Origin of the sequence: Haemophilus haemolyticus, assembly GCF_003352385.1 — a bacterium.
GTDB lineage: Bacteria > Pseudomonadota > Gammaproteobacteria > Enterobacterales > Pasteurellaceae > Haemophilus > Haemophilus haemolyticus_I.
On the sequence record NZ_CP031243.1, the window covers coordinates 1179756 to 1203553 of the forward strand.

General features: G+C 37.7%; 21 protein-coding genes. 10 read left to right on the plus strand and 11 right to left on the minus strand.

Annotated features, from left to right (window positions below; translation table 11 throughout):
* Positions 1 to 47: 47 nt before the first annotated feature.
* From lolD to aroG, 3 genes are all read left to right on the plus strand, one after another.
* Positions 48 to 731 (plus strand): lipoprotein-releasing ABC transporter ATP-binding protein LolD, encoded by a 684-nt coding sequence (gene lolD, locus DV428_RS05840; protein WP_114909019.1) that lies wholly within the window; start codon positions 48 to 50, stop codon positions 729 to 731.
* Positions 731 to 1981, plus strand: coding sequence for a lipoprotein-releasing ABC transporter permease subunit LolE (gene lolE / locus DV428_RS05845; protein WP_114909020.1), 1251 nt, complete (start codon positions 731 to 733; stop codon positions 1979 to 1981). Before lolD ends, lolE begins: the two co-directional genes overlap by 1 nt.
* 217 nt (positions 1982 to 2198) lie before the next feature.
* Positions 2199 to 3287, plus strand: coding sequence for a 3-deoxy-7-phosphoheptulonate synthase AroG (gene aroG, locus DV428_RS05850; RefSeq protein ID WP_114909021.1), 1089 nt, complete (start codon positions 2199 to 2201; stop codon positions 3285 to 3287).
* Between the two features lie 70 nt (positions 3288 to 3357).
* On the opposite strand, the gene DV428_RS05855 is transcribed toward aroG, so the two are convergent.
* The gene (locus tag DV428_RS05855) at positions 3358 to 3798 is read right to left on the minus strand and encodes a LexA family protein (protein WP_114909022.1); all 441 of its coding nucleotides are present in this window, start codon (positions 3796 to 3798) and stop codon (positions 3358 to 3360) included.
* 287 nt (positions 3799 to 4085) lie between these two features.
* Between DV428_RS05855 and sstT the strand changes: the two genes are divergently transcribed.
* The 3 genes from sstT to DV428_RS05870 all read left to right on the plus strand — a co-directional run bounded on the left by sstT (position 4086) and on the right by DV428_RS05870 (position 6613).
* Entirely contained in the window at positions 4086 to 5330 is a 1245-nt protein-coding gene (gene sstT, locus DV428_RS05860; RefSeq protein WP_114909023.1) for a serine/threonine transporter SstT, read from the plus strand.
* Between the two features lie 120 nt (positions 5331 to 5450).
* Entirely contained in the window at positions 5451 to 6059 is a 609-nt protein-coding gene (locus DV428_RS05865) for an NAD(P)H-dependent oxidoreductase (RefSeq protein WP_114909024.1), read from the plus strand.
* Positions 6059 to 6613 (plus strand): TorD/DmsD family molecular chaperone, encoded by a 555-nt coding sequence (locus DV428_RS05870; protein WP_114909025.1) that lies wholly within the window; start codon positions 6059 to 6061, stop codon positions 6611 to 6613. The genes DV428_RS05865 and DV428_RS05870 overlap by 1 nt, the downstream gene beginning before the upstream one ends.
* Positions 6614 to 6660: 47 nt before the next feature.
* Here DV428_RS05870 and DV428_RS05875 read toward each other — a convergent pair whose 3' ends face one another.
* Positions 6661 to 7215: an NAD(P)H nitroreductase gene (locus DV428_RS05875; protein ID WP_114909026.1), complete on the minus strand. Its 555-nt coding sequence runs from the start codon at positions 7213 to 7215 to the stop codon at positions 6661 to 6663.
* A gap of 97 nt (positions 7216 to 7312) precedes the next feature.
* Here DV428_RS05875 and sppA point away from each other — a divergent pair, with 97 nt between their 5' ends.
* A complete protein-coding gene (gene sppA / locus DV428_RS05880) occupies positions 7313 to 9160 on the plus strand; it encodes a signal peptide peptidase SppA (protein WP_114909027.1) in 1848 nt (615 codons plus the stop codon).
* A 37-nt stretch (positions 9161 to 9197) separates the two neighbouring features.
* Here sppA and licD read toward each other — a convergent pair whose 3' ends face one another.
* From licD to mnmC, 5 genes are all read right to left on the minus strand, one after another.
* Entirely contained in the window at positions 9198 to 9995 is a 798-nt protein-coding gene (gene licD / locus DV428_RS05885; RefSeq protein ID WP_114909028.1) for a lipopolysaccharide cholinephosphotransferase LicD, read from the minus strand.
* Positions 9995 to 10696: an NTP transferase domain-containing protein gene (locus DV428_RS05890; protein ID WP_114909029.1), complete on the minus strand. Its 702-nt coding sequence runs from the start codon at positions 10694 to 10696 to the stop codon at positions 9995 to 9997. Before DV428_RS05890 ends, licD begins: the two co-directional genes overlap by 1 nt.
* A complete protein-coding gene (gene licB, locus DV428_RS05895) occupies positions 10693 to 11571 on the minus strand; it encodes a choline transport protein LicB (protein ID WP_114909030.1) in 879 nt (292 codons plus the stop codon). Before licB ends, DV428_RS05890 begins: the two co-directional genes overlap by 4 nt.
* Positions 11571 to 12506, minus strand: a complete 936-nt coding sequence (licA, locus tag DV428_RS05900) for a phosphorylcholine kinase LicA (RefSeq protein WP_162790785.1) — start codon at positions 12504 to 12506, stop codon at positions 11571 to 11573. The genes licB and licA overlap by 1 nt, the downstream gene beginning before the upstream one ends.
* A gap of 87 nt (positions 12507 to 12593) precedes the next feature.
* A complete protein-coding gene (gene mnmC, locus DV428_RS05905; protein WP_114909031.1) occupies positions 12594 to 14606 on the minus strand; it encodes a bifunctional tRNA (5-methylaminomethyl-2-thiouridine)(34)-methyltransferase MnmC2/FAD-dependent 5-carboxymethylaminomethyl-2-thiouridine(34) oxidoreductase MnmC1 in 2013 nt (670 codons plus the stop codon).
* A 148-nt stretch (positions 14607 to 14754) separates the two neighbouring features.
* On the opposite strand from mnmC, the gene fabB reads away from it, so the two are divergent.
* Positions 14755 to 15975: a beta-ketoacyl-ACP synthase I gene (fabB, locus tag DV428_RS05910; protein WP_114909032.1), complete on the plus strand. Its 1221-nt coding sequence runs from the start codon at positions 14755 to 14757 to the stop codon at positions 15973 to 15975.
* A gap of 64 nt (positions 15976 to 16039) precedes the next feature.
* Here fabB and DV428_RS05915 read toward each other — a convergent pair whose 3' ends face one another.
* Entirely contained in the window at positions 16040 to 16303 is a 264-nt protein-coding gene (locus DV428_RS05915; protein WP_005628952.1) for a GrxA family glutaredoxin, read from the minus strand.
* A 116-nt stretch (positions 16304 to 16419) separates the two neighbouring features.
* Here DV428_RS05915 and DV428_RS05920 point away from each other — a divergent pair, with 116 nt between their 5' ends.
* Positions 16420 to 17334, plus strand: a complete 915-nt coding sequence (locus DV428_RS05920) for a RimK family alpha-L-glutamate ligase (protein WP_114909033.1) — start codon at positions 16420 to 16422, stop codon at positions 17332 to 17334.
* 239 nt (positions 17335 to 17573) lie between these two features.
* Complete coding sequence (gene fdhF, locus DV428_RS05925) at positions 17574 to 19733, plus strand: formate dehydrogenase subunit alpha (RefSeq protein WP_239993563.1); 2160 nt, start codon at positions 17574 to 17576, stop codon at positions 19731 to 19733.
* Between the two features lie 103 nt (positions 19734 to 19836).
* On the opposite strand, the gene hypA is transcribed toward fdhF, so the two are convergent.
* The 3 genes from hypA to parC form a co-directional block, all read right to left on the minus strand.
* On the minus strand, positions 19837 to 20178 hold the full coding sequence (gene hypA / locus DV428_RS05930; RefSeq protein WP_114909034.1) for a hydrogenase maturation nickel metallochaperone HypA: 342 nt from the start codon (positions 20176 to 20178) through the stop codon (positions 19837 to 19839).
* 94 nt (positions 20179 to 20272) lie between these two features.
* Entirely contained in the window at positions 20273 to 21487 is a 1215-nt protein-coding gene (gltS, locus tag DV428_RS05935) for a sodium/glutamate symporter (RefSeq protein WP_114909035.1), read from the minus strand.
* 41 nt (positions 21488 to 21528) lie between these two features.
* The gene (parC, locus tag DV428_RS05940; RefSeq protein ID WP_114909036.1) at positions 21529 to 23772 is read right to left on the minus strand and encodes a DNA topoisomerase IV subunit A; all 2244 of its coding nucleotides are present in this window, start codon (positions 23770 to 23772) and stop codon (positions 21529 to 21531) included.
* Between the last annotated feature and the right edge of the window lie 26 nt (positions 23773 to 23798).

Consider the following 23798-nt stretch of genomic DNA (forward strand, 5'->3'; position numbering starts at 1 on the left):
TTTAATGAGATGATTTGCTGCTAAAGTGCGGTTAAAACGAGTAAAAAATGAATAACTATTTATTAAAATGCGAAAACATCAATAAATTTTATCAAGAAGGTGAAAATCAAACGCAAGTGTTAAAAGGCGTTTCTTTTTCTATGGAACCCGCAGAATTGGTTGCGATTGTGGGAAGCTCGGGATCAGGGAAAAGTACTTTATTGCATACTTTAGGGGGACTTGATCAGCCAAGTAGTGGTGAAGTGTTTATTAATGGACAATCTTTGCAAAAAGCATCGGCTAATGAATTAGCTGCTTTGCGTAATTGTTATTTAGGATTTGTGTATCAATTCCATCATTTAATGGCAGATTTTACCGCACTTGAAAATGTGATGATGCCGATGTTGATTGGTCATCAAAATAAAACAGAAGCGAAAGATCGTGCCGAAAAAATGTTAAGTGCGGTGGGATTAAGCCATAGAATTACCCATCGTCCTTCTGCGCTTTCTGGTGGGGAGCGTCAGCGTGTGGCTATCGCGCGTGCTTTAGTGAATAATCCATCGTTAGTTTTAGCGGATGAGCCCACTGGAAATCTCGATCACAAGACCACAGAAAGCATTTTTGAACTCATTCAACAACTTAATCAAGAGCAAAATATCGCTTTTTTATTAGTCACTCACGATATGGGGCTTGCTGAAAAATTATCACGCCGTTTAGTTATGCAAGATGGTATTTTGAAGGAAGGTATGTGATGAATACGCCGTTTTTTATTAGTTGGCGTTATCAACGTGGCAAGCAGAAAAATCCTTTAGTTGCGTTAATTGCAAAATTTTCAGCTATCGGTATCGCGCTGGGTGTTGCAGTTTTAATTGTTGGCTTAAGTGCGATGAATGGTTTTGAGCGCGAGCTTAACCAACGAATTCTTGCAGTGGTTCCTCATGCAGAGATTTTATCTGCACCGAATGCAACGGATCCAACCATTCACCATTGGCAAAATTTGGAAAAACGCTTACAACAAAATGCCCAAATTAAAGGTATTTCCCCTTTTGTTAGTTTTACTGCATTGGTAGAAAATGGCTCAAAACTGAAAGTGGTTCAGGTGAAAGGCATTGAAAAACAAGCAGAAGATCGTGTGAGTTCTCTTGGTAATTTCGTACAAGAGCAAGGCTGGGATAAATTTGGGAAAGAAGGTGGATTAGTCTTGGGATCGGGTATTGCTAGAGAACTTGATGTAAAAGCGGGTGATTGGGTTACTTTACTTATTTCTCAGCAAAATGGCGATGAACAACTTGCTCAACCAACTCGTGAACGCGTGCAAGTCACTGCAATTTTACGTTTAGATGGGCAACTGGATTATAGTTATGCCTTATTACCGCTTGCTCAAGCACAAGAATTTTTGACTTATAAATCAGCTCAAATAACAGGTGTTGAATTGAAATTAGATGATCCTTTTTCTGTGAAAAATCTGGATTTATCTATGCTTAATGATTATCCGCAGATGCTTTATATTCAAAACTGGATTAGTAAATTTGGTTATATGTATCGCGATATTCAACTTATTCGAACAGTGATGTACATCGCCATGGTGCTCGTGATTGGGGTGGCATGTTTTAATATTGTTTCTACGCTGATTATGGCGGTAAAAGATAAGCAGGGTGATATTGCCATTATGCGCACGCTTGGGGCGAATAATGCGTTCATTAAACGTATTTTTATTTGGTATGGCTTACAGGCAGGAATGAAAGGTTGCTTAATTGGTATTGTGTTAGGCATTATACTTGCACTAAATCTTACAACATTTATTCAAGGCATTGAGTGGGTTATCGGTAAGAAATTATTATCGGGCGATGTGTATTTTGTCGATTTTTTGCCAAGTGAGTTACATTGGTTGGATGTTTTGATGGTTTTAGTCGCAGCGCTTGCATTGAGTTTAATTGCTAGTCTTTATCCAGCAAGTAGGGCTGCTAAATTACAACCAGCCCAAGTATTAAGTAGCCATTAATTTTGTGAATACCGCATGAAAGTGCGGTATTTTTTTGTCTTTTATTCACTCAATATTTCACTTTATTCGGCTTGCAAGCATGCGTTAAAGATAGTTTAATAACGAACTTGTAGGTTTTATTCTTAAAAAACACAACGAACTAGTTTACTAGTACAAGAAATAGGTGTAGATTACCTACATAATTAAAACACAACATTTGAAGGTTTGAGAGTGATATATGGCTAAAGAGAAAATTGAAATTGTCGTGGCAAACGACGATACGCGAATTGAAAAAGTCGATCAGGTGTTACCACCCATTGCCTTATTAGAAAAATACCCTGCTAGTGAACATGCTGCGGCATTAGTGAAGCAAACTCGTCATGAGGCACATAATATTATTCATGGTAAAGATGATCGTTTATTAGTGATTATTGGTCCTTGCTCTATTCATGATCCTAAGGCTGCGATTGAGTATGCAAACCGTTTAAAACCATTACGTGAAAAATATAAAGATAGCCTTGAAATTATTATGCGCGTGTATTTTGAGAAACCACGTACAACTGTGGGCTGGAAAGGTTTAATTAACGATCCGTATTTAAATGATACTTATCGTTTAAATGATGGTTTACGCATTGCACGAAAATTACTTTCTGATATTAATGATTTAGGTGTGCCATCTGCCGGTGAATTTTTAGATATGATCACGCCACAATATGTTGCAGATTTTATGAGCTGGGGCGCAATTGGGGCGCGTACAACCGAATCACAAGTTCATCGTGAGTTAGCCTCTGGTTTATCTTGTGCTGTTGGTTTTAAAAATGCAACCAATGGTGGCGTGAAAGTTGCTTTAGATGCAATTGGCGCAGCAGAAGCACCTCATTATTTTTTATCTGTCACTAAATTTGGTCACTCTGCGATTGTTTCTACAAAAGGGAATGAAGATTGTCATATTATTCTACGTGGCGGAGATAAAGGACCAAACTTCAATGCTGAAGATGTGGCAAAAGTTTGTGCAGATATTGAGAAATCTGGCCGAATCCCTCATGTCATGATTGATTTTAGCCATGCAAATAGCTGTAAACAATACAAGAAACAAATGGATGTTTGCCAAGATGTGTGTCATCAAATCGCATCAGGTTCTAAACAAATTTTTGGCGTAATGGTAGAAAGCCATTTAGTAGAAGGTCGTCAAGATTTAGTTGATGGTAAAGCGCAGACTTATGGACAAAGTATTACGGATGCATGTATTGGATGGGAAGATTCTGAAAGATTATTGCAACAACTTTCTGATGCAGTGATTGCTAGACGTAAAGCGACGAGTCATTAATTTAAATATAATCTAGATACTAGATAGAAGTGCGGTTGATTTTCACCGCACTTTTTTTATTTGCTTTTAACTATGCTGCCCATTTCATTTTATCGCGACGTTTCATTTGATGAATCGTATTGGTTACGGTGCCGACAATAGGTAAATTCGACCAATCTTTGGTATTTATATTTGGTGTGGTGGAATCCAATGCCATGAAAAGGTAATTGCTGTTATGCGCCATAAATTCATAGACATGAAATTCGTTATTTTCTTCTAGCACAACAAGATCACCTGAATAAAGATTGTCATTTTTTTCGACGACTAGCATATCTCCAGTTTCAATTCCCCAAGCTAACATATTTGGATTGGTTACATGAATAAAACAGGTTTGCTTTGGACGTTTGATACAATAAAGATTTAAGTCTAGTTTTTTATTGAATTTAAGGCTGTCATCCATATCACTGAAAAAAGGGAGTGGATTATAAGAAAAATCCATTTCATATTGCGCAGTCAAAGTTTGGTTGTTCATTCTCTTATCTCCTGTTAAATAATATGGATAAATAACCTTTTACCTTGTTTTTTTGTACAGTTAAATTTTACTGGTGTTTCATACAGGATGTCAATAGGTTAAATAAAAAATTTTTTTATAAGTATGTTTTTAGAAAATATCTAACAAATTTAGAAAAAAGTTCACTTATTGGATAAAAAATAACAAAAAATATTTTCTTTCGATAAGAATTTACGCTATCTTTAATTCCCTTGTAGGTGGATTGGTAACAATCTGAAGTTAAATTTATTAAAAAGAAAGATAAAAGTATGAACACATCTCGTTTATTTCGTCTGTTATTCCAGGGCAATTTAGTAAAAAGAATTGCAACTGGTTTAGTTCTAGGGATCATTATTGCGCTTGTTGGACCTGCACTTGAAGGTGCTTTAGGTTTTAATATTGCGGAAAAAGTGGGCGTTTTAGGTACCATCTTTGTTAAAGCATTGCGTGCTGTTGCGCCAATTTTGATTTTCTTTCTTGTTATGGCTGCGCTTGCAAATCGTAAGATTGGCACCAAAAGCAATATGAAAGAAATCATTGTGCTTTACCTTTTAGGTACATTCTTAGCTGCATTTGTTGCTGTTATTGCTGGTTTCGTATTCCCAACGGAAGTGGTTCTTGCAACCAAAGAAGATGCAAGTTCAGCGCCGCAAGCTGTTGGCCAAGTTTTATTTACCCTTATCTTAAACGTGGTAGATAATCCATTAAATGCGATTTTCAAAGCGAACTTTATTGGTGTATTAGCTTGGTCTATTGGTTTAGGTTTGGCGTTACGTCATGCATCTGATGCAACTAAAAATGTGTTATCAGATTTTGCAGAAGGCGTATCAAAAATTGTTCACGTCATTATTTCTTTTGCGCCATTTGGTGTATTTGGTTTAGTGGCTGAAACCTTATCTGATAAAGGCCTAGTTGCATTAGGCGGTTATGTGCAATTACTTGCTGTATTAATTGGTACGATGTTATTTACTGCTTTTGTTGTAAATCCTATTTTGGTTTACTGGAAAATTCGTCGCAATCCTTATCCATTAGTGTGGACTTGTGTACGCGAAAGTGGTGTAACTGCATTCTTCACACGTAGTTCCGCAGCGAATATCCCCGTGAATATTGAATTAGCAAAACGCTTAAATCTTGATGAAGAAACTTATTCTGTTTCTATTCCATTGGGTGCGAACATCAATATGGCGGGTGCTGCAATCACGATCACAATTTTAACGTTAGCGGCAGTACATACATTAGGTGTGGAAGTCTCTTTTGTTAGTGCGATTTTATTAAGTATCGTGGCTTCTCTTTGTGCTTGCGGTGCATCTGGTGTGGCTGGTGGTTCATTATTATTAATCCCATTAGCATGTAGCTTATTTGGTATTTCAGATGATGTAGCAGCACAAATGATCGGTGTTGGTTTCATAATCGGTATTTTACAAGACTCAACTGAAACGGCATTAAACTCATCAACTGACGTATTATTTACTGCGGCAGTATGTATGGAAGAAGAACGTAAAAACGCAGCATAATTATGATGCAAATAAGAGAGCGGGCTATGCCCGCTTTTTTTATGTGATTTTATATGCAAAGTGCGGTCTATTTTGATAGACTTCTGCCACGTTTTATTTCCCTACAAATAGGTAAGAAAAATGAACCACTTAATTATTTTTGCTCACCCTAATTCTGTGCGTAGTTTTGGGCGAGCGATTGCCAATCGCATTGAGCAAGTTAGTCAAGAAAATGGTGTAAATGTATTTTTTCGTGATCTTTATGAAATGAATTTCAATCCAATTTTATCTCATGAAGAATTGCAGAATGCTAACAAAGGTATTATTCCAGCAGATATTCAGCAAGAGCATGATTTTATTCTTCAAGCGGATTTTATTACGTTGGTTTATCCTCTTTGGTGGATGGGATTTCCAGCAATTTTGAAAGGCTATTTAGATCGCGTATTAAGCCATGGCTTTGCTTACAAAACGGAAAACGGCGAATCAGTGGGATTGCTAAAAAATAAGCAAATGCAACAATTTATTACGATTGGCAGTAATCTCGATAAATATAAAGAATTTGGTGTAGATAAGTCCCTCAATCATTGTTTGATTAATGGACTGTTTAATTACTGTGGCATTGAAAATGTTGAGTTTGAATTATTCGGTGATATTCATTTAATTGATGATGAGGCGCGTAAAGCAATGATTGAACTTGCCGCTCAAAAAACTCAAGCAAAATTGACCGCACTTTTAAAGGAAAAAGCGTAATGTCTGAAAAACAAATTAATAATTTTTCATTAATTAGTCGATTATTCGGCAATCTTTTTTATCGTTCTCCTACCGATGAAGTGCTAGCAGGCGCGTTTGCTTGGTTACAACAAAAAGGTTTGAGTCAAGTTTGGGCGTTAGATACTGATAAAGAAAGTGAATTAGCGCTGAATAGCTTACAAGCTAAAATTGATCTCGATTTATTGAACCAAGAGTATCAAAAATTATTTGGTGCCAATGGTAAAGTTATGACTGCTATTTCAGCTTATGGCATTGATGTTGAAGAATTTGTGAATTTTCGTCTTGTACGCAATATGCCAGAGGTGGAAAGTGCGGATCATTTTGCCTTATTATTACTTACAGCCTCTTGGCTTGAAGATAATTCGGATTCTTTAGTGGCTCAACAAGAATTCTTTGAAACCTTTTTATTGCCTTGTGCAGCGAAGTTTTTAACTCAAGTAGAAAATCAAGCAACTTTGCCTTTTTATCGTGCATTGGCTCTTCTTACACGAGAAATATTGGCGGCAATGGCGGATGAATTGGAAGAAGAGTAGAGCAATATTTTGCTTTCCTCTAAGTATTGAGGAAAGCAAGAAATATTTTATAGATAGGTTACAAAATCTTTTGTATCGATAACACGGCATTCACGTTCGGCTTTTTCTATACCTGTGCCAATCATGACTAACGCAATCACACGATCTTGTTCACGACATCCGAAAGCTTCTCGTAATGCAGTGCCATTAACCCATTTCCCTGAAATCCACACATTATCAAACCCTTGTGCTTGTGCAGCCAGTTGTAATCCATAAGTTGCACAACCTGCACTCAACATTTGTTCCCATCCAGGTACTTTAGCGATAGTTGGATCGATCTTTGCTACGACACCAATGACCATAGGTGCGCGATGTGCTAAATTTTCAGCTTTCTTTAATTTTTCTTCACCCAAATCAAATTCCACAACGGCTGCTTTGAGTAACGTTTCCAATTTATTTAATCCATCATTTTCCATTACAACAAAATGATAAGGATGTAATTTCCCATGATCTGGTGCGTGCATTGCTGCTTGGAGAATAAGTTCAAGTTGTTCTGTATTAGGCGCAGGTGCGGTCAATTTTTTGTTTGATTTTCTTGTTGTTAAAAGAGTTAACGCGTCCATTTTATTATTCCCTATGAATAAAAGTGCGGTGGATTATAGCATAGTTTTTGACAAGGCTTTGTGATACGCTAACGCAAATTTTTTAAGGGTAATTTGTATGTTTCGAGTATTAAAATTTTGTTGGAAAGCACTATGTTTCATTCGTGATCTTGTGATGAATGTCGTGTTTTTAGGATTTGTATTGTTGCTAGTGGCGGTAATTAGCTTTTCAAGCGGTGGGAAAAAATCTACAACATTAACAGGGGAAGGCGCGTTATTACTGAATTTAGATGGCTATCTAGCGGACAACCGAGATGAAACACTTCGTTGGCAAGATGCGTTAAGCGAATTGAATGGCGAGCACGTCCCTCGAAAAATTTCGACGTTTGATGTGGTATTTGCCATTCAACAAGCGGAAGATGATCCTAAAATTAAAGGATTAGTGCTCGATCTCAATTATTTTGAAGGGGCAGATTTACCCGCATTAGATTTTATTGGTGGCGCTATCAGTCATTTTAAAGATGCAGGAAAACCAGTGATCGCCTATGCGGATAATTATTCACAAGGACAATATTATTTAGCGAGCTTTGCTGATGAAATTTATTTAAATTCAATTGGAAGCGTGGATATTCACGGTTTATCGCAAGAGAATTTGTATTTTAAAGAGATGCTAGACAAGTTAGCCGTTACACCACATATTTTCCGCGTAGGGACTTATAAATCCGCGGTAGAACCATTTTTACGCAACGATATGTCGGCTGAGGCAAAAGTAAATATGCAACGTTGGTTAGGTGAAATGTGGAATAATTATGTTTTATCCGTCAGTGAAAATCGTAATATTAAGAAAGATAACATTTTGCCGAATGCGAAACAGTATCTTGCAGAACTTAAAGCGTTAAAAGGCAATAGTACCGCTTATGCCCAACAACGTGGATTAGTAACTGATGTTGTAACTCGTTTAGATTTAGATAAAAAACTCACCGCACTTTTTGGTAAAGGGAGTGAGGGGAAAGCGAATCTTATTGAACTTGATGATTATTTGACTCAACTGCCAGATCGTTTAGAACATTACAATGTACCGAATAAAATTGCAGTCGTGAATGTTGAGGGAACGATCATAGATGGTGAAAGTGATGAAGAAAATGCTGGTGGCGACACCATTGCACGAATTCTTCGTAAAGCTCATGATGACACCTCAGTAAAAGCCGTTGTTTTACGAGTCAACTCACCGGGAGGTAGTGCTTTTGCTTCAGAAATTATTCGACAAGAGACTGAAAATTTACAGAAAATTGGAAAACCTGTGATTGTTTCTATGGGGGCAATGGCAGCATCTGGTGGTTATTGGATCTCATCCACTTCAGATTATATTATTGCCGATGCAAACACCATTACAGGCTCTATCGGTATTTTCGCGATGTTCCCGACTTTTGAAAATAGCATTAAGAAAATCGGTGTGAATGCTGATGGTGTTTCAACCACTGAATTAGCTAATACATCTGCGTTTTCTCCGTTAGAAAAACCCGTGCAAGATATTTATCAAACAGAAATTGAGCATGGTTATGATAGATTTTTAGAAATTGTTAGCAAAGGTCGCCAGCTTTCTAAAACACAAGTAGATAAACTGGCTCAAGGTCAGGTTTGGTTAGGCAGTGATGCATTCCAAAATGGTTTGGTGGATGAAATTGGTTCTTTTAATGAAGCGGTCAATAAAGCAGAGCAATTAGTGAATCAACGCCAAGATACTGCCGTACAAGATTTTAGTGTGGAATGGTTTACAGATGATAACGTTAGTTTAATTAGCACCTTATTGCGCGACACGAAAAAAGGTGCGCAAGAGCAGTTAGTTAAATGGCTTGGTCTGCCAGCTCCAATTCAAAAATTACAAAAAGAATTGAATGTATTAACTAAATTTAATGATCCTAAAGGTCAATATTTGTATTGTTTGAATTGTAGGAACGTGAAGTAATAATTGAAAAAGGGCAGAATTAAATCTGCCCTTTCGCTTACAAAATATACGCTTCTTGAATATGATGTGGCTTTTGCTCTTCTTCTGGTGGAAGCTTCATATAATCTCCATAATATTGTGTTAAGTGTTCGTGATATCCATTCATTACTTGAAATTGTCGTCCTTCAAATTCTTTATAAATAACATGGTTAAAATATTCCTTCGGCATATAAGATTTTTGCCAACCACCGTAGTCAGATAATACAAGACCAATATAATCGCATTGTTTTATCGGATATTTTATTTGGAATTGTGCTAAATTTTTTTGCATTTTGGAAAATAGAAAGTGGCTTAATTTATTAAGTATAGCTTTTTGCATGGTATTTTCTTTTGCCCTTAACCATCTTTTTTTGCAAGAGGAAAAGCGAAGTTTAATTCTTCGATGCTTTTTCATCAGTGAGTAGATGATCTTTGGTTCATTCGGTACGCCATCATAGATAAATATATCCATAAACATTGGGCTTTTTCTTCCCTTAGCATCTGTTATTTGAGTGCGACAATCGAAAATTTTTGCCATTTCACCGGTATATTGAGCAAGTATATCTTCCGCAGTTTCCATATTGTAGTGTTCGTGAGTTTCTTGAAACCAAACATCAACGAACCTTTGATATTCATCACGGTGCATATAAACATCAATATCATCATCCCAAGGGATAAAGCCTTTGTGGCGTATTGCACCGATTAATGTTCCACCACCAAGAGAATAGTGAATTTGGTGTCGCTCACATAATGCGTGGAAATAATCTAATATATTGAGACAAACGAGTTGTTGTTCTCTGAGCGTTAATTTTTTCATTATTTTTCCTTGTTTGGTGTCAATTTTTGTAAAATATGCTGATAATCATCAAGGTTATCCATTTCAAATATATCATCACTGTTAAGTTGCTCAGTATGAACATTCAATTTATTTATATATTCCATCGGAATGGTATCCCAATAAAGTTTTGGATTTTTTAACCGAACTTTACTTAAGTAATCTTTGAGTAGATTTAAAATTGTATTGCAATCCCGAGTTGTCCAATAAGATACCCCTGACAAGCTAGGCTGGTTTAATGATCCAATCTCAATACGCATTACTTGCCCATTACTATTTAAAATCGGTAGCCATTCATTGTGCGTTTTAGAACGGATGACTGTGAAATATTTGCTGTGTGATGGTTTCGTTAGAAAAATATTACGATTAAGCACAACATCCGCATCAATCACATAACAATCATTAAAGAAGTCTCGAGCTAGAGAGAAGGAATAAATACTATTGTATTCTCTATATTTTTCATTATGAATTAGAGTGCAATTATATTTTTCTTGTAGATAATTGAATTGTTCGTGTAAATACCCTGTAACAATGACAATATTGTCGATATTTGCTTGACGTAGAAAAGTGAGTGTCCGTTCTAAGTTAGGTGTTCCATGAATATCTAATAGCGCTTTATGAGTGGTTTGTGTGATTTCTTTAAATCGGCTGCCTAGGCCTGCTGCTAAAATGATTGCATTCATTTTTGTTCCCCTTTGTAATAAAGTGTAACGATCACTCCTGCACTTAATAATAAGGTGAGTAGTAAGGTAATGGGCTTAATTGGCTGTTTATAGAGCAGATAACCAAGTCCAATTGCCCATACAGAATATGTGATATTTAATGCCATTGCTTTGATTGGTTTTAACAGATAAATCGCTTGGTAATAGCAGCAGTAAGATAATGCACCAAAGATTATTACACCAGCAATTTGTACATAATTAAAACTAAGTATATCTAGTGAGAAATTTTTCAAGGAAAGAATAAATAGAATCAATAAATAACCAATAGTTGAACCACATAGTCTTAAAAAATACACCTGAAGTCCAGAGAGAGAACGCATTGTATAGGAGGATATCACTATTTCAGATGACCACCCTAATATACAAATTATTAAAAAAATAAAACCGATAGTATTAAAGGTTATTTCTTGTCCTACTTCAATAGCAAGCAACGAAGAAGAAATAATAGCCAAGGCGAATCCGAATTGGGCTGTTTTGGTAATTTTTTCTTTTAGAATCCAATAAGACATCAATGCTGCTAAAACTGGGAATAGAGAAGAAAGCGGTGCTGCATAATATATTGTTAAATAGTGGATGCTTAATAAATATGCCGACATCCCCAATGGTCCGCCTAATACTCCCGATAATACGGGGAGCCAAAAAATCTTTTGAAAATTAACCGCTCCTCTTCGCCACAATGTTATGCCTATAGCAAGCAATGAAAAAAAATCAATTAAAAAGAGTAACGAAATTACTTTTCCCAATGCAGAGAATCCACTTAGTGGTAATTCGTTATACAATAGCCCAGATAATGCCCAAAATACAGCGGACAGTATGCCAAAGAGATAGCCACGCATTATGGCAATTCCTCTAAAAGTTTAAATGCTGCGTCTAAGCGTTTTAACGCATAATCGCCAAAATTCTCGCCGTGTTCTTCTTTTACTTTTGTCCATAAAAACCACAATACATTTTGGCAAAAACGATGTATTTTTAACCGTCTGTGAGCGATTTGAAATTCTGTCTTGTGATATTTATTTGTCTGATTGCAATAGGTTTCTAATAGAAAATCAGCAGCTTCTTTCGATAAATGAGCTTCCTCAATGATAGTAGCTATATCAAATAGCGGATCATTTAAGCCCGAATATTCCCAATCGATAAAAAATAGCCGATCATCTTGTAATAACATATTTTCAGGGACTAAATCATTGTGGCACGGACGTAAAATTATCTCTTTATTGATTTCTTCAAATTGCCAAAATACAGCTGAAAGTTTATCCATTCTCGAATCAGCTTGATAAAAAGCGGATTTGTTTTCTAGTAATGAAAAATATTGGCGAAACTCATCGAATACGCTAAATACATTACGGAAAACAAATTCACTATTGTGTAAACGATATAAATTATTCACAACTTGAGACAAACAACTTTGCTCGTTTAATTGTATCTGGCTTAAAGTATTACTATTTTCTAAATAACGAGTCAGTTTTACGCCACTTTTTGCATCTAATACGGGAGTTTCTACATTCAAGCCAGCACGATATGCCTGAGCATTATTGAATGCCTCATATTCTCGATTTATAAGTGATAAATTTACGGCATTAGGGATCCGTAATACAAACTTAACTCCAGAAATATTAAGTAGAACATTTTGATTGGTCATTCCCCCAATATAAGAAAAAGGAATGGAATGTTGATTAAGAAAATCAAACAGTTTTTCTGGTTTATAGCAAGTTTTAACAAATTCTATAATTTGATTGATTGATTGATTGATTGATTGATTGATTGATTGCATGGCATTTTTGTATTCATTCTTATATTTACATTTTATTTAATTTTAACACTTCAAAGTCATTTTTGTAAGATATTGAATCTTATCAATTTATTCAACTTTTGAACCTTTCAACCACTTTCTCACCCAAGCTCGGTTAGCTGAAAGGTTATGAAATATAGCTTCGCTTATTGGTAATGGCTCGCCATAAATGATTGAAGATAAGGTTTCACCTAAGAGTGGGGCGGAGGTAAGCCCACGAGAACCTAAGGCAGCCGTTAAGAAAAGATTCTGAAAATTGGCCGCACTTTGAATAGGTTGTTTACGGCGACGGAGGTTGAATAAATTGTAATAATCCGCTTGTTGCTGTTCAAAATGAGGTACGTTTCCCACCATTGGGGCAAGATCTCTTACGGAGCATCGGATGCCTACACGAGCGAGATTGCCTGATGTATCCACATCTTGCGTCCAAGGTTGGGCGATATTTTGTTGGAGTTTTTGTTGATTTTCTAGTTGTTCTTGTTCACTAAAGTGGCGATCAACATTATCACGAACATGGCTTGCGCCGATGCAATGTGAGGTTTTTAATTGATCGGCTGGAGTAAGATAGCCATCATAACAAAGCACAGATTTCAGTTTGAGTAAGTTTTCTGATGTTGGAATTTGGCTGACCTGCCCGCGGATAGGGTAGAGTGGTAGCTTTTCTGTTTGAATAAAATCAGTAATTTTATATCCGTTCGCAAGAATGACGACTTCATGGCAGTATTTTGGGCCTTGCGTATTTTCTAGTTCCCAACCTTTTTCTTGTTGAGAAAGTGCGGTAATTTTTTGTGAGGTTTTAATGATGACACCCTGCTTTTCAAGAAACGAAAAGGCATTTTGAACAAATTGTCTTGGTGCAAGCCAAGCCCCTTGAGTAATCCAACCGCCTTCGCAATTAAGCGGTAATCCCACTTTTTTACTGAGTTGTTCAGCATTTAGCATTTGGAAGATTTCGTTCGGCAAACCAAGCTGAGAAATCTTTGTTAATTTAACCGCACTTTTTTCGTTGTAAGCACATAGTGCTACGCCACAAAATTCGTGCTCAAACTCGATGTTTTGTGCGATTGCCCAATCAAGTAATTGGCGACCGTAACTGAAAGCGTGCAGGTAAAAATCAACGGTGAGCGCATTATCATCGCTAAGTTGCGGATAAAATGCCCCTTGTTTATTGCATGAGGCATTGAGTGCGAGCGTGTCATCCTCACAATAAATAGTGACTTTTGCTCCGCGTTTTACTAAGGAAATGGCAGCACAAAGAGACGCAACTCCACCGCCAATAATAGCAACATCTTGTTTTTCCATTTTCGCAGTTTGAGCAAGATACCAAGGTGTCGAAAGTGCGGTAGATTTTGATTGTATTTTTAGCCCACTTAAACATTCACGTTTTTTGCCGAAGCCTTTACGTTTTGTCACGTTAAAGCCTGCGGATTCAAGTCCTTTTCTGACCGAACTTGCTGCGGTGAAGGTGGCAAAAGAACCATTGGGTTTCGTGAAATGAAACATTAAGCTATAGAGATCATCATTCCACATTTCAGGATTTTTGCTTGGCGCAAAGCCATCTAAAAACCAAGCATCAATACGTTCATTCATATAATCGCCAAGTTGTGGCAAGTTTTCTGATACATCACCAAACCATAAATCTAACGTTGTCTCTCCAAAATGGATACGATGACAACCTAGAATCAATGAAGGCCAATAACGTTGCAAATGAGCGCTTAAATCTTCAAACTGCGGATAGGCAAGATGCGATTGCGAAAGTGCGGTGATTTTTAGCGGATATTTTTCAAAGGAAATAAAATTTAGGCGTTTTAAAGGATGATTCTCGTGTTGCTGGCGAAATTCACGGAACAATTTGGTTGCCGCAAAGAAATTTAATCCTGTACCAAATCCTGTTTCAGCGATGACAAAATTAGCTTCTTTGTGTGTTATCCAACGTTCCCAAAGTTGATTACCTTGTAGAAAAACATAATCTGTTTCTGCCAATCCATTTTCGTTAGAAAAATAGACATCATCGAATTGATTTGAGACGGGAATATGGTTTTGATTGAAGTGAATCTCAGCATGTTGGACGCTAAAGGTCATTTTTTATTCCTTCCTTGCCTAATGAAATTTGCGTATAATAACGCGATTTTCTAAACTGGTCGAACAAATGAATTATTGCTTGAAATATTTTTATTTCGTAGTAATTTTGAGCCGTTATTTTTACATATAAAACAATAAGGAAGAAGCAATGAGAAGAGCTGTAATTACAGGCTTTGGGATTATTTCAAGTATCGGTAACAACAAAGAAGAAGTATTGGCTTCATTAAAAGCAGGGAAATCAGGTATTGAAGTTGTGCCTGAGTTTGTAGAAATGAATATGCGTAGCCATGTTGCCGGAACAATCAAATTAAACCCAAGCGAGCACATCGATCGTAAAGTGTTCCGTTTTATGGGTGATGCAGCGGCTTATGCTTATCTTTCTATGCGTGAAGCGATTGAGGATGCAGGTTTAGCAGAAGATCAAGTTTCTAATGATCGCACTGGTTTAGTGATTGGTGCTGGTACGGGTTCTGCACATAATCAATTAGTGGCGTGTGATGCGGTACGTGGCCCTCGCGGTGTAAAAGCGATTGGTCCTTATGCTGTAACGAAAACTATGGCATCAAGTGTTTCTGCTTGTTTAGCCACCCCTTATAAAATCCGTGGTGTGAACTATTCAATCAGTTCTGCTTGTGCAACCTCTGCACATTGTATTGGTCATGCGGTTGAATTAATTCAATTAGGCAAACAAGATGTAGTTTTTGCTGGTGGTGCAGAAGAGTTATCTTGGGAATGTGCGACTGAGTTCGATGCAATGGGTGCCGTTTCAACTAAATACAATGAAACGCCAGAAAAAGCATCTCGTGCTTATGACGCAAACCGCGATGGTTTCGTTATTGCAGGTGGTGGTGCAGTTGTGGTAGTGGAAGAATTAGAACACGCACTTGCTCGTGGTGCAAAAATCTACGCTGAAATTGTAGGTTATGGCGCAACTTCTGATGGTTATGATATGGTTGCACCAAGCGGTGAAGGTGCAGAGCGTTGCATGAAACAAGCAATGGCTACTGTCGATACCCCAATTGATTACATCAACGTACATGGCACATCTACTCTAGTAGGTGACGTGAAAGAATTAGGTGCAATTAAAAATATATTTGGCGATAAAATCCCAGCGATTTCTTCCACTAAATCTATGACTGGTCACTCATTAGGTGCGGCAGGTGCACACGAAGCAATTTACACGTTATTAATGTTGGATAATGACTTTATTGCGCCAAGTATTAATATCGAAACCTTAGATGAAGCGGCTGAAGGTTGCAATATCGTTACTGAGACGAAAGAAAATGCAGGATTACAAACTGTCATGTCAAATAGCTTTGGTTTTGGCGGTACAAATGCAACATTAATTTTTAAGCGTTATAATGGTTAAAACAATTCTATGAAAAAAGCCACTTTCGATTGAAAGTGGCTTTTTTGTAAGTTAAAAAGAAAAATTAAGCAACGATACCAAATTGTTCTTTCATTAATGCTTCAAAATCAGTGCAACCACCAATTGGTTTTTCATCAATAAAGATTTGTGGTACGGTTTCTACTGGTTTGCCGACAGATTTTGATAAATCTTCTTTAGTAATGCCTTCTGCGTGAATATCCACATAACGATAGTCAAAATCAGCAACTTCGCCTTTTAATTTTTCAGCAAGGTTTTTTGCACGCACACAGTAAGGGCAGCCAGGACGACCAAAAATAACAACGAACATAAGATTTCCTTTTTTGAGTTAAAAATTCTAGGCAATTCTACCTGATTTTTATCGTCTACATAAAGTGTTTTTATTCGTGTAATATAAGGAACATCGTAGACAATGAGTTAAATATTATGAAATTACTAATGCTTTGCCGCGAACCTCGTCTTTACAGTTGCCGACGCTTAAAAGAAGCTGCGAAACACCAAGGGCATGAGATGGATATTTTAGATCCTAATCGTTGCCTCTTAAAACTCTCACAAAATCCACAGCACTTTCAGATTTTTTATCAAGAAAATTCCGAGTCGAAACCTTATTTATTGCCTGATTATGATGCTGTTTTGCCTCGATTTGGCACAACGAGTACGCAAATGGGATGTTCAGTCTTACAGCATTTTGAAGGCAAAGGGGCTTTTTGTTTAAATTCATCTCAGGCATTTTTAAATGCGCGTGATAAATGGAAAAGTTTGCAACTGTTGCTGAATGCAAGTGTTCCTATTCCCAATTCACTTTTAAGTGGCAGTGAAGTGCAAGCTCAGGCGACGGTACCTCATATCAGTTCGCCGACAATTTTAAAAATGCTAAATGGTTCACAAGGAATTGGGGTGATTTTGGCTGAAAAACCACAAAGTGCGGTGAGCATTATGGAAGCTTTTAAGCAAACCAATATATCTATGTTGCAGCAAGATTTTATTGAAGAAGCGAGAAATACAGATATTCGTTGTTTTGTGATTGGCGATCAAGTTGTGGCAACGATGCAGAGAATTGGACAAGATGGTGAGTTTCGGGCGAATTGCCATCGTGGCGGAAAAACCGAAAAAATTACCCTAAGCGATGACGAGAAACAGATAGCCATTAGAGCAACAAAAGCCATCGGTTTAGATGTAGCTGGCGTGGATTTAATTCGTTCAAAAAATGGATTATTGGTTTTAGAAGTGAATGCAAGCCCAGGCTTAGAAATGATTGAAAAAACAAGTGAGATTGATATTGCGTTACAGATGATAAATTATGTTGAAAAGCAGATTAATTTGAATAAGCAAAACCAATAAAATTTGATAGTTGTAAAGCCTTATTATTCATACCAATTTTTATACACATCTTCTAATGACCTCGCTATCAAAAGTGCGGTCATTTTTCTTTGAGTTTTCTCAGAATATTAAAAAATTATCTAAAACCTGTTTTATATCAAAAAATCCACAGAATTTATAAGACTATGTTCTTTATTTAGGCGTATTATATTACTCGGAATGAGTAATTCATTCTGGTTATCTAAAATAAGGACATTACTATGGCAATTAAAAAAGTGATTACTGTCTGTCCGTATTGCGCTTCAGGTTGTAAGATCAATCTATTGGTTGAAAACAACAAAATTGTGGGTGCTGAAGGTGCAAACGGTAAAACAAACGAACGGGAGCTTTGCCTGAAAGGATATTATGGCTGGGATTTCGTGCATGACACAAAAATCCTCACTCCTCGCCTAACTCAACCGATGATTCGCTACAAACGTGGTGAGCCGTTCACGCCAGTGAGCTGGGAAGAGGCTATTTCCTATTCTGCAAAACGTTTACAAGAAATTAGAGAAAAATATGGCAACGAGTCAATTATGGTAACGGGTTCTTCTCGTGGACCAGGTAACGAAGTGAATTTCGTTATGCAAAAATTTGCTCGTGCGGTATTAGGCAATAACAACATTGACTGTTGTGCTCGTGTCTGACATGGCCCATCTGTAGCAGGTCTGCTCAAATCAGTGGGTAATGGCGCGATGTCCAACTCAATCGTTGAGATTGAAGACACTAAATGCGTATTTATCTTTGGCTATAATGCCTCAACGTCTCACCCTATTGTGGCGCGTCGTATTAACCACGCAAAAGCAAAAGGGGCGAAAATTATTGTTTGTGACCCTCGTAAAATTGAAACCGCTCGTATTGCTGACATTTATGCGCCTCTTGCCAATGGTAGCAACGTCGCATTTTTGAATGCAATGATGAACGTGATTCTTGAAGAAGGATTACAAGATCAAAAATTCATTGATGAACATACCGAAAATTTCGATGCGTTCTATGAAACTGTAAAAGCTTATACACCTGAATCAACTCAACACATCACTGGCATTGAGCCTGAAATGTTGAGAGAAATTGCCCGCACTTATGCGAAAGCAGAAACTGCGACAATTCTTTGGGGTATGGGCGTGTGTCAATTCCGTCAAGGTGTGGAAACTGTACGTGCGTTGGCAAGTTTAGCAATGCTTACTGGTAACTTAGGTAAACCAAATGTTGGTGTAAACCCTGTGCGTGGTCAAAACAACGTACAAGGCGCATGTGACATGGGGGCTTTATATAATACCTTACCAGGTTATCAAAGCTATGCGGATCCAGAAATCAACGCTAAATTTGCGAAAGCATGGGGCGTACCGTCTATTCCAACTAAACCGGGCGTACCATTGAGTGAAGTGCCACATGCTGTGGCAGAAGGTAAACTCAAAGCATTCTATATTATGGGTGAAGATACTTTACAAACTGAACCTGATTTGAATGCCATGAAACAAACCTTTAAAGATCTTGAGTTTATTATTGTTCAAGATATCTTTATGACTCAAACGGCAGCGGAAGCGGATGTGATTTTACCAGCAACATCTTGTGCAGAACACGAAGGTGTTTATAGTGCAGCTGACCGTGGTTTCCAACGTTTCTATAAAGCGGTGGATCCTGTTGGTGATGTGAAAGACGACTGGGAAATCATTAGTCTTATGGCACAAGCTTTGGGTTATCCAATGCATTACAACAATACCAAAGAAATTTGGGATGAGTTGCGTGAGCTTTGCCCAATTTATAAAGGTGCAACTTATGAAAAAATGGAAGGCTTGGGTTATATTCAATGGCCATGTACAGATGAAGGCCCCGAAGATCAAGGCACTACATACTTGTATGAAGGTCAAATCTTCGACCGTCCAAATGGTAAAGCGGAATTCTTTGCTTGCGATTGGGAACCACCAATGGAAGAAGTCTCTGAAGAATATCCGTTAGTGCTTTCTACAGTGCGTGAAGTTGGTCACTATTCTTGCCGTTCAATGACGGGTAACTGCCGTGCTCTTGCTGCGTTGGCTGATGAACCAGGATTTGTTCAAATGAACGATCAAGATGCGAAAGCTTTAGGTATTAAGAATAATGAGCTTGTTTGGATTTCTTCATCTCGTGGTAAAGTTATATCTCGTGCTGATGTAAGTTCTCGTACTAACAAAGGTGCGTGTTATATGACTTACCAATGGTGGATCGGAAAATGTAACGAACTCACCGCTGAACATTTAAATCCGGGATCTCGTACTCCGGAATATAAATACAGCGCAGTGCGTATCGAAAAAATTGAAGATCAACGTTGGGCTGAGCACTATGTTGTAACTGAATATACTAAGCTCAAATCTCGTTTAAAAGAAACCGCACTTGTGGCTTAATATAATATTTATCATGATTAGGGCAGGCTTTATGCCTGTCCTTTTTTATGCTTAATGAAATATGATATTGGTAAGAATATTGGAAATGCTAAAAAAGAGCGGTCTATTCAAAGGCAATTTCTTTAATACGTAATTCATCACCGCTTTGTCGTTGCAAGTGTATGCTGCCACAATTTGGACAAGAATCATGATGGGCTTGTATTTCAACTAATTTTTGGCACTGCCAACACCAAGCTTGCGCTGCTATAGGAATGAGATGAAGTTTGCAGCCTTCAGCAGCCGTACCTTGAAAGGTTATATCAAAACAAAATTCTAATGCATCAGGTTCTATACAAGAGAGCGCGCCAATTTCTAGCCAAAGATCTGTTACTTTTTTTATATCGTGGCTCTTACATTGTTGTTCTACTATTTCCAGCATATTTTGACAAAGAGATAATTCGTGCATAATTTTTCCTTTTGTTTTTCTTCCTTAAAATAAATGCCTTTATCGATTTAAGATAAAGGCATTTCTCTAAAACATTGTCAATTTCAACCGCACTTTACGCGAGCATATTTACAACTGCAAATGAGATTTTCAATAATGCTGCGTTGATTAGGTCGATAAAGAACGCACCTACCATTGGAACGATTAAAAATGCTTTGTGTGATGGCCCAAAACGGCTGGTGACAGCTTGCATATTTGCGACTGCAGTCGGAGTTGCCCCCAAACCGAAACCACAGTGACCTGCGCTTAATACGACAGCATCATAATCTTTACCCATTGCACGATAGGTGATGAAGATTGCAAAGGCAGCCATAAATGCAACTTGAATAGCAAGAACGACTAATACATCGACAGCTAAACCTGCAAGTTCCCAAAGTTTTAACGACATTAATGCGATAGCTAAGAAAATAGATAAACCTACGCTACCTAATACATCAATAGCTGATTCAGCTACTTGGAAGCGGAAAATGTTCGTTAGAATATTGCGGATAATAACACCAGTAAATAAACACCATACGAAAGTTGGTAATTGAAGTGCTGTACCTTTTGTTTGCGCATCTAAATATTGACCGATAAGCAAACAAATAGACATCATTGCAATAGTTTCAATTAAAGAACGTGAAGTAATTTTACGTTTGTAAGTTGGATGTTCAAAGGCTTCTTGAACATCATCAACTTCATCATTTTCAGGGTTTTCACCTTGTTTTTGACGATTTAATAAGAAACGTGCAACAGGGCCACCGATGATACCACCAAAGACTAAACCAAAGGTTGCACAAGCCATCGCTATTTCAGTTGCACCTTGTAGATTAAATTGATGAACGAAGGTATCAGCCCAAGCTGCACCCGTACCGTGACCGCCAGTTAATGTGACAGAACCCGCTAATAAACCGTATGCTGGATGGATACCTAATGCTAATGAACCTGCGATACCAATAATATTTTGACAAATAATCAATAAACCAGCGACAAATAAAAATACGATAAGTGGTTTTCCGCCTTTAATTAAACGGGAAAAGTTTGCGCTTAAACCAATGGAAGTGAAGAACACTAACATCATGGTAGTTTGCAAATTTTTATCAAAGTTAAAGGATGTTCCATCGACTTTATGCCAAATTAAAAGACCAATGGCAACGATAAAGCCGCCAACAACTGGCTCTGGAATGTTAAATGCTTTTAATACATTAATGCGTTTAACTAAAAAATAGCCCAATAGCAAGACTAAACTCGCTAATGCAAGGGTTTCATACGTGCTAAAAGTATAGCTCATAAATTGGATCTCCCTATGTTGTGTTTAAATTATGTGTTGTGTTACGGTTCGATTATCACTATTTCAACATTGGTATGTAATCCACGTGGTAATGTCGAACCTTTTCTGCCTCGTTCAGCACGGAACTTCTGCAGATCTTCCGGTTTTAATACAATTTTTCGTTTTCCGGAATGAAATTCAAGACTTGCTTGATCTGAAATGAGCAATAATCTCACTAACAATTCACTGCGTTCTTTTGCATTTGCTGCAGGAATTGTCACAATTTTATTGCCTTTGCCTTTTGATAATGCCGGTAAATCTTTTGTCGGGAAAATCAACATTCTGCCAGCGGATGTCATCGCGACAACAAGTGCGGTGGCATTCGCCAGCGTTTTAGGCTCCATCACTTTGGCATTTTCTGGTAAAGAAATCAAGGCTTTTCCTGCTTTATTTCGTGCAATTAAATCTTCAAATTTACAAATAAAACCATAACCCGCATCAGAAGCCATCAATAATTTTTGCTGTTCGCTGGCCATTACGACATATTCAATGGTCGCACCAGCTGGTAAATTTAGTTTACCTGTGAGGGGTTCACCTTGCGAACGCGCTGAAGGTAATGAAAGCGGATCGAGGGCATAACTCCGCCCCGTACTATCAATGAATACAACGGCTTGATTACTCTTGCCACAAGCATGAGCTCGATAATTATCACCCGCTTTGTAGCTCAATGATTTAGGATCAATATCATGTCCTTTAGCACAACGTACCCAGCCCATTTCTGATAAGATGACAGTAACAGGTTCTGCTGGTGTCATGTCACTTTCAGAGATCATTTTGGCTTCTTCACGTTCGACCAGTTGAGACATCCGTGAACTAGCATATTTTTTCGCATCTTCTTGAATTTCTTTTTTGATAAGCGTATTCAAACGGCGTTCTGATCCTAAAATTGCTTCTAAATTTAACCGCTCTTTTTCAAGTTCATCTTGTTCAGCTTTTAGCTGGTTTTCTTCTAATTTCGCTAAATGACGTAAGCGTAAATTTAAAATTGCATCGGCTTGTTCATCGCTTAAATTAAAGCGTGCCATAAGCTCTGGTTTTGGATCATCTTCGTGACGTATAATTTCGATAACCTCATCAATATTTAAAAAGGCTATCATCAAACCTTCTAAAATATGCAAGCGGGAGAGCACTTTATCCAAACGATATTGCAGGCGACGAGTCACGGTTATACGACGGAAAGAAAGCCATTCATTTAAGATTTCTAATAAGCCTTTTACCGCAGGTTTATGATCAAGCCCGATCATATTCATATTTACACGGTAACTTTTTTCAAGATCCGTTGTCGCAAATAAATGTGCCATTAAGGCATCAGTATCGACTCGATTTGAACGAGGGACTAGCACAATTCGAATTGGATTTTCGTGATCGGCTTCATCCCGAATATCTTCTAGCATTGGCAGTTTTTTTGCCGTCATTTGATCGGCTATTTGTGCAATGACTTTTGAGGGAGAAGATTGATGCGGAAGTGCTGAGATAATAATTTCACCATCTTCTTTTTTCCAAGTTGCACGCATTTTTATTGAGCCACGGCCTTGTTCGTAAATTTTACGAATTTCTGATTTTGGCGAAATAATTTCCGCTTCTGTTGGAAAATCTGGACCTTGAACAATTTCAAGTATTTCATCTAATTCCGCTTTAGGATTATCTAGCAACATCACTGCCGCATCAGCAATTTCATTAATGTTGTGCGGTGGAATATCTGTCGCCATACCCACTGCGATACCTGTTGTTCCGTTCAATAAAATGTGAGGTAAACGAGCGGGTAAATATTGCGGTTCAGCCAAGGTTCCATCAAAGTTTGGTTGATAATCTACCGTTCCTTGTCCGAGTTCACTCAACAAGATTTCTGAGATTTTAGATAGGCGTGATTCCGTATAACGCATGGCCGCGAAAGATTTTGGATCATCTGGCGCCCCCCAGTTACCTTGACCATCTACGAGCGGATAACGATAAGAGAAGGGTTGTGCCATTAACACCATCGCTTCATAACAAGCACTGTCTCCATGTGGATGGAATTTACCGAGTACATCACCGACGGTACGGGCTGATTTTTTGTATTTTGCCGTAGCATTTAAGCCAAGTTCAGACATCGCATATACAATACGGCGTTGAACGGGTTTTAAACCGTCACCGATAAAAGGCAGCGCACGATCCATGATGACATACATGGAATAGTTGAGATAAGCCCTTTCGGTGAAGGTGCGTAGAGGCATTTGCTCAATGCCTTCATAATTGATATTTGTCATTTTGGTTTCTGTTAATTGAATATATT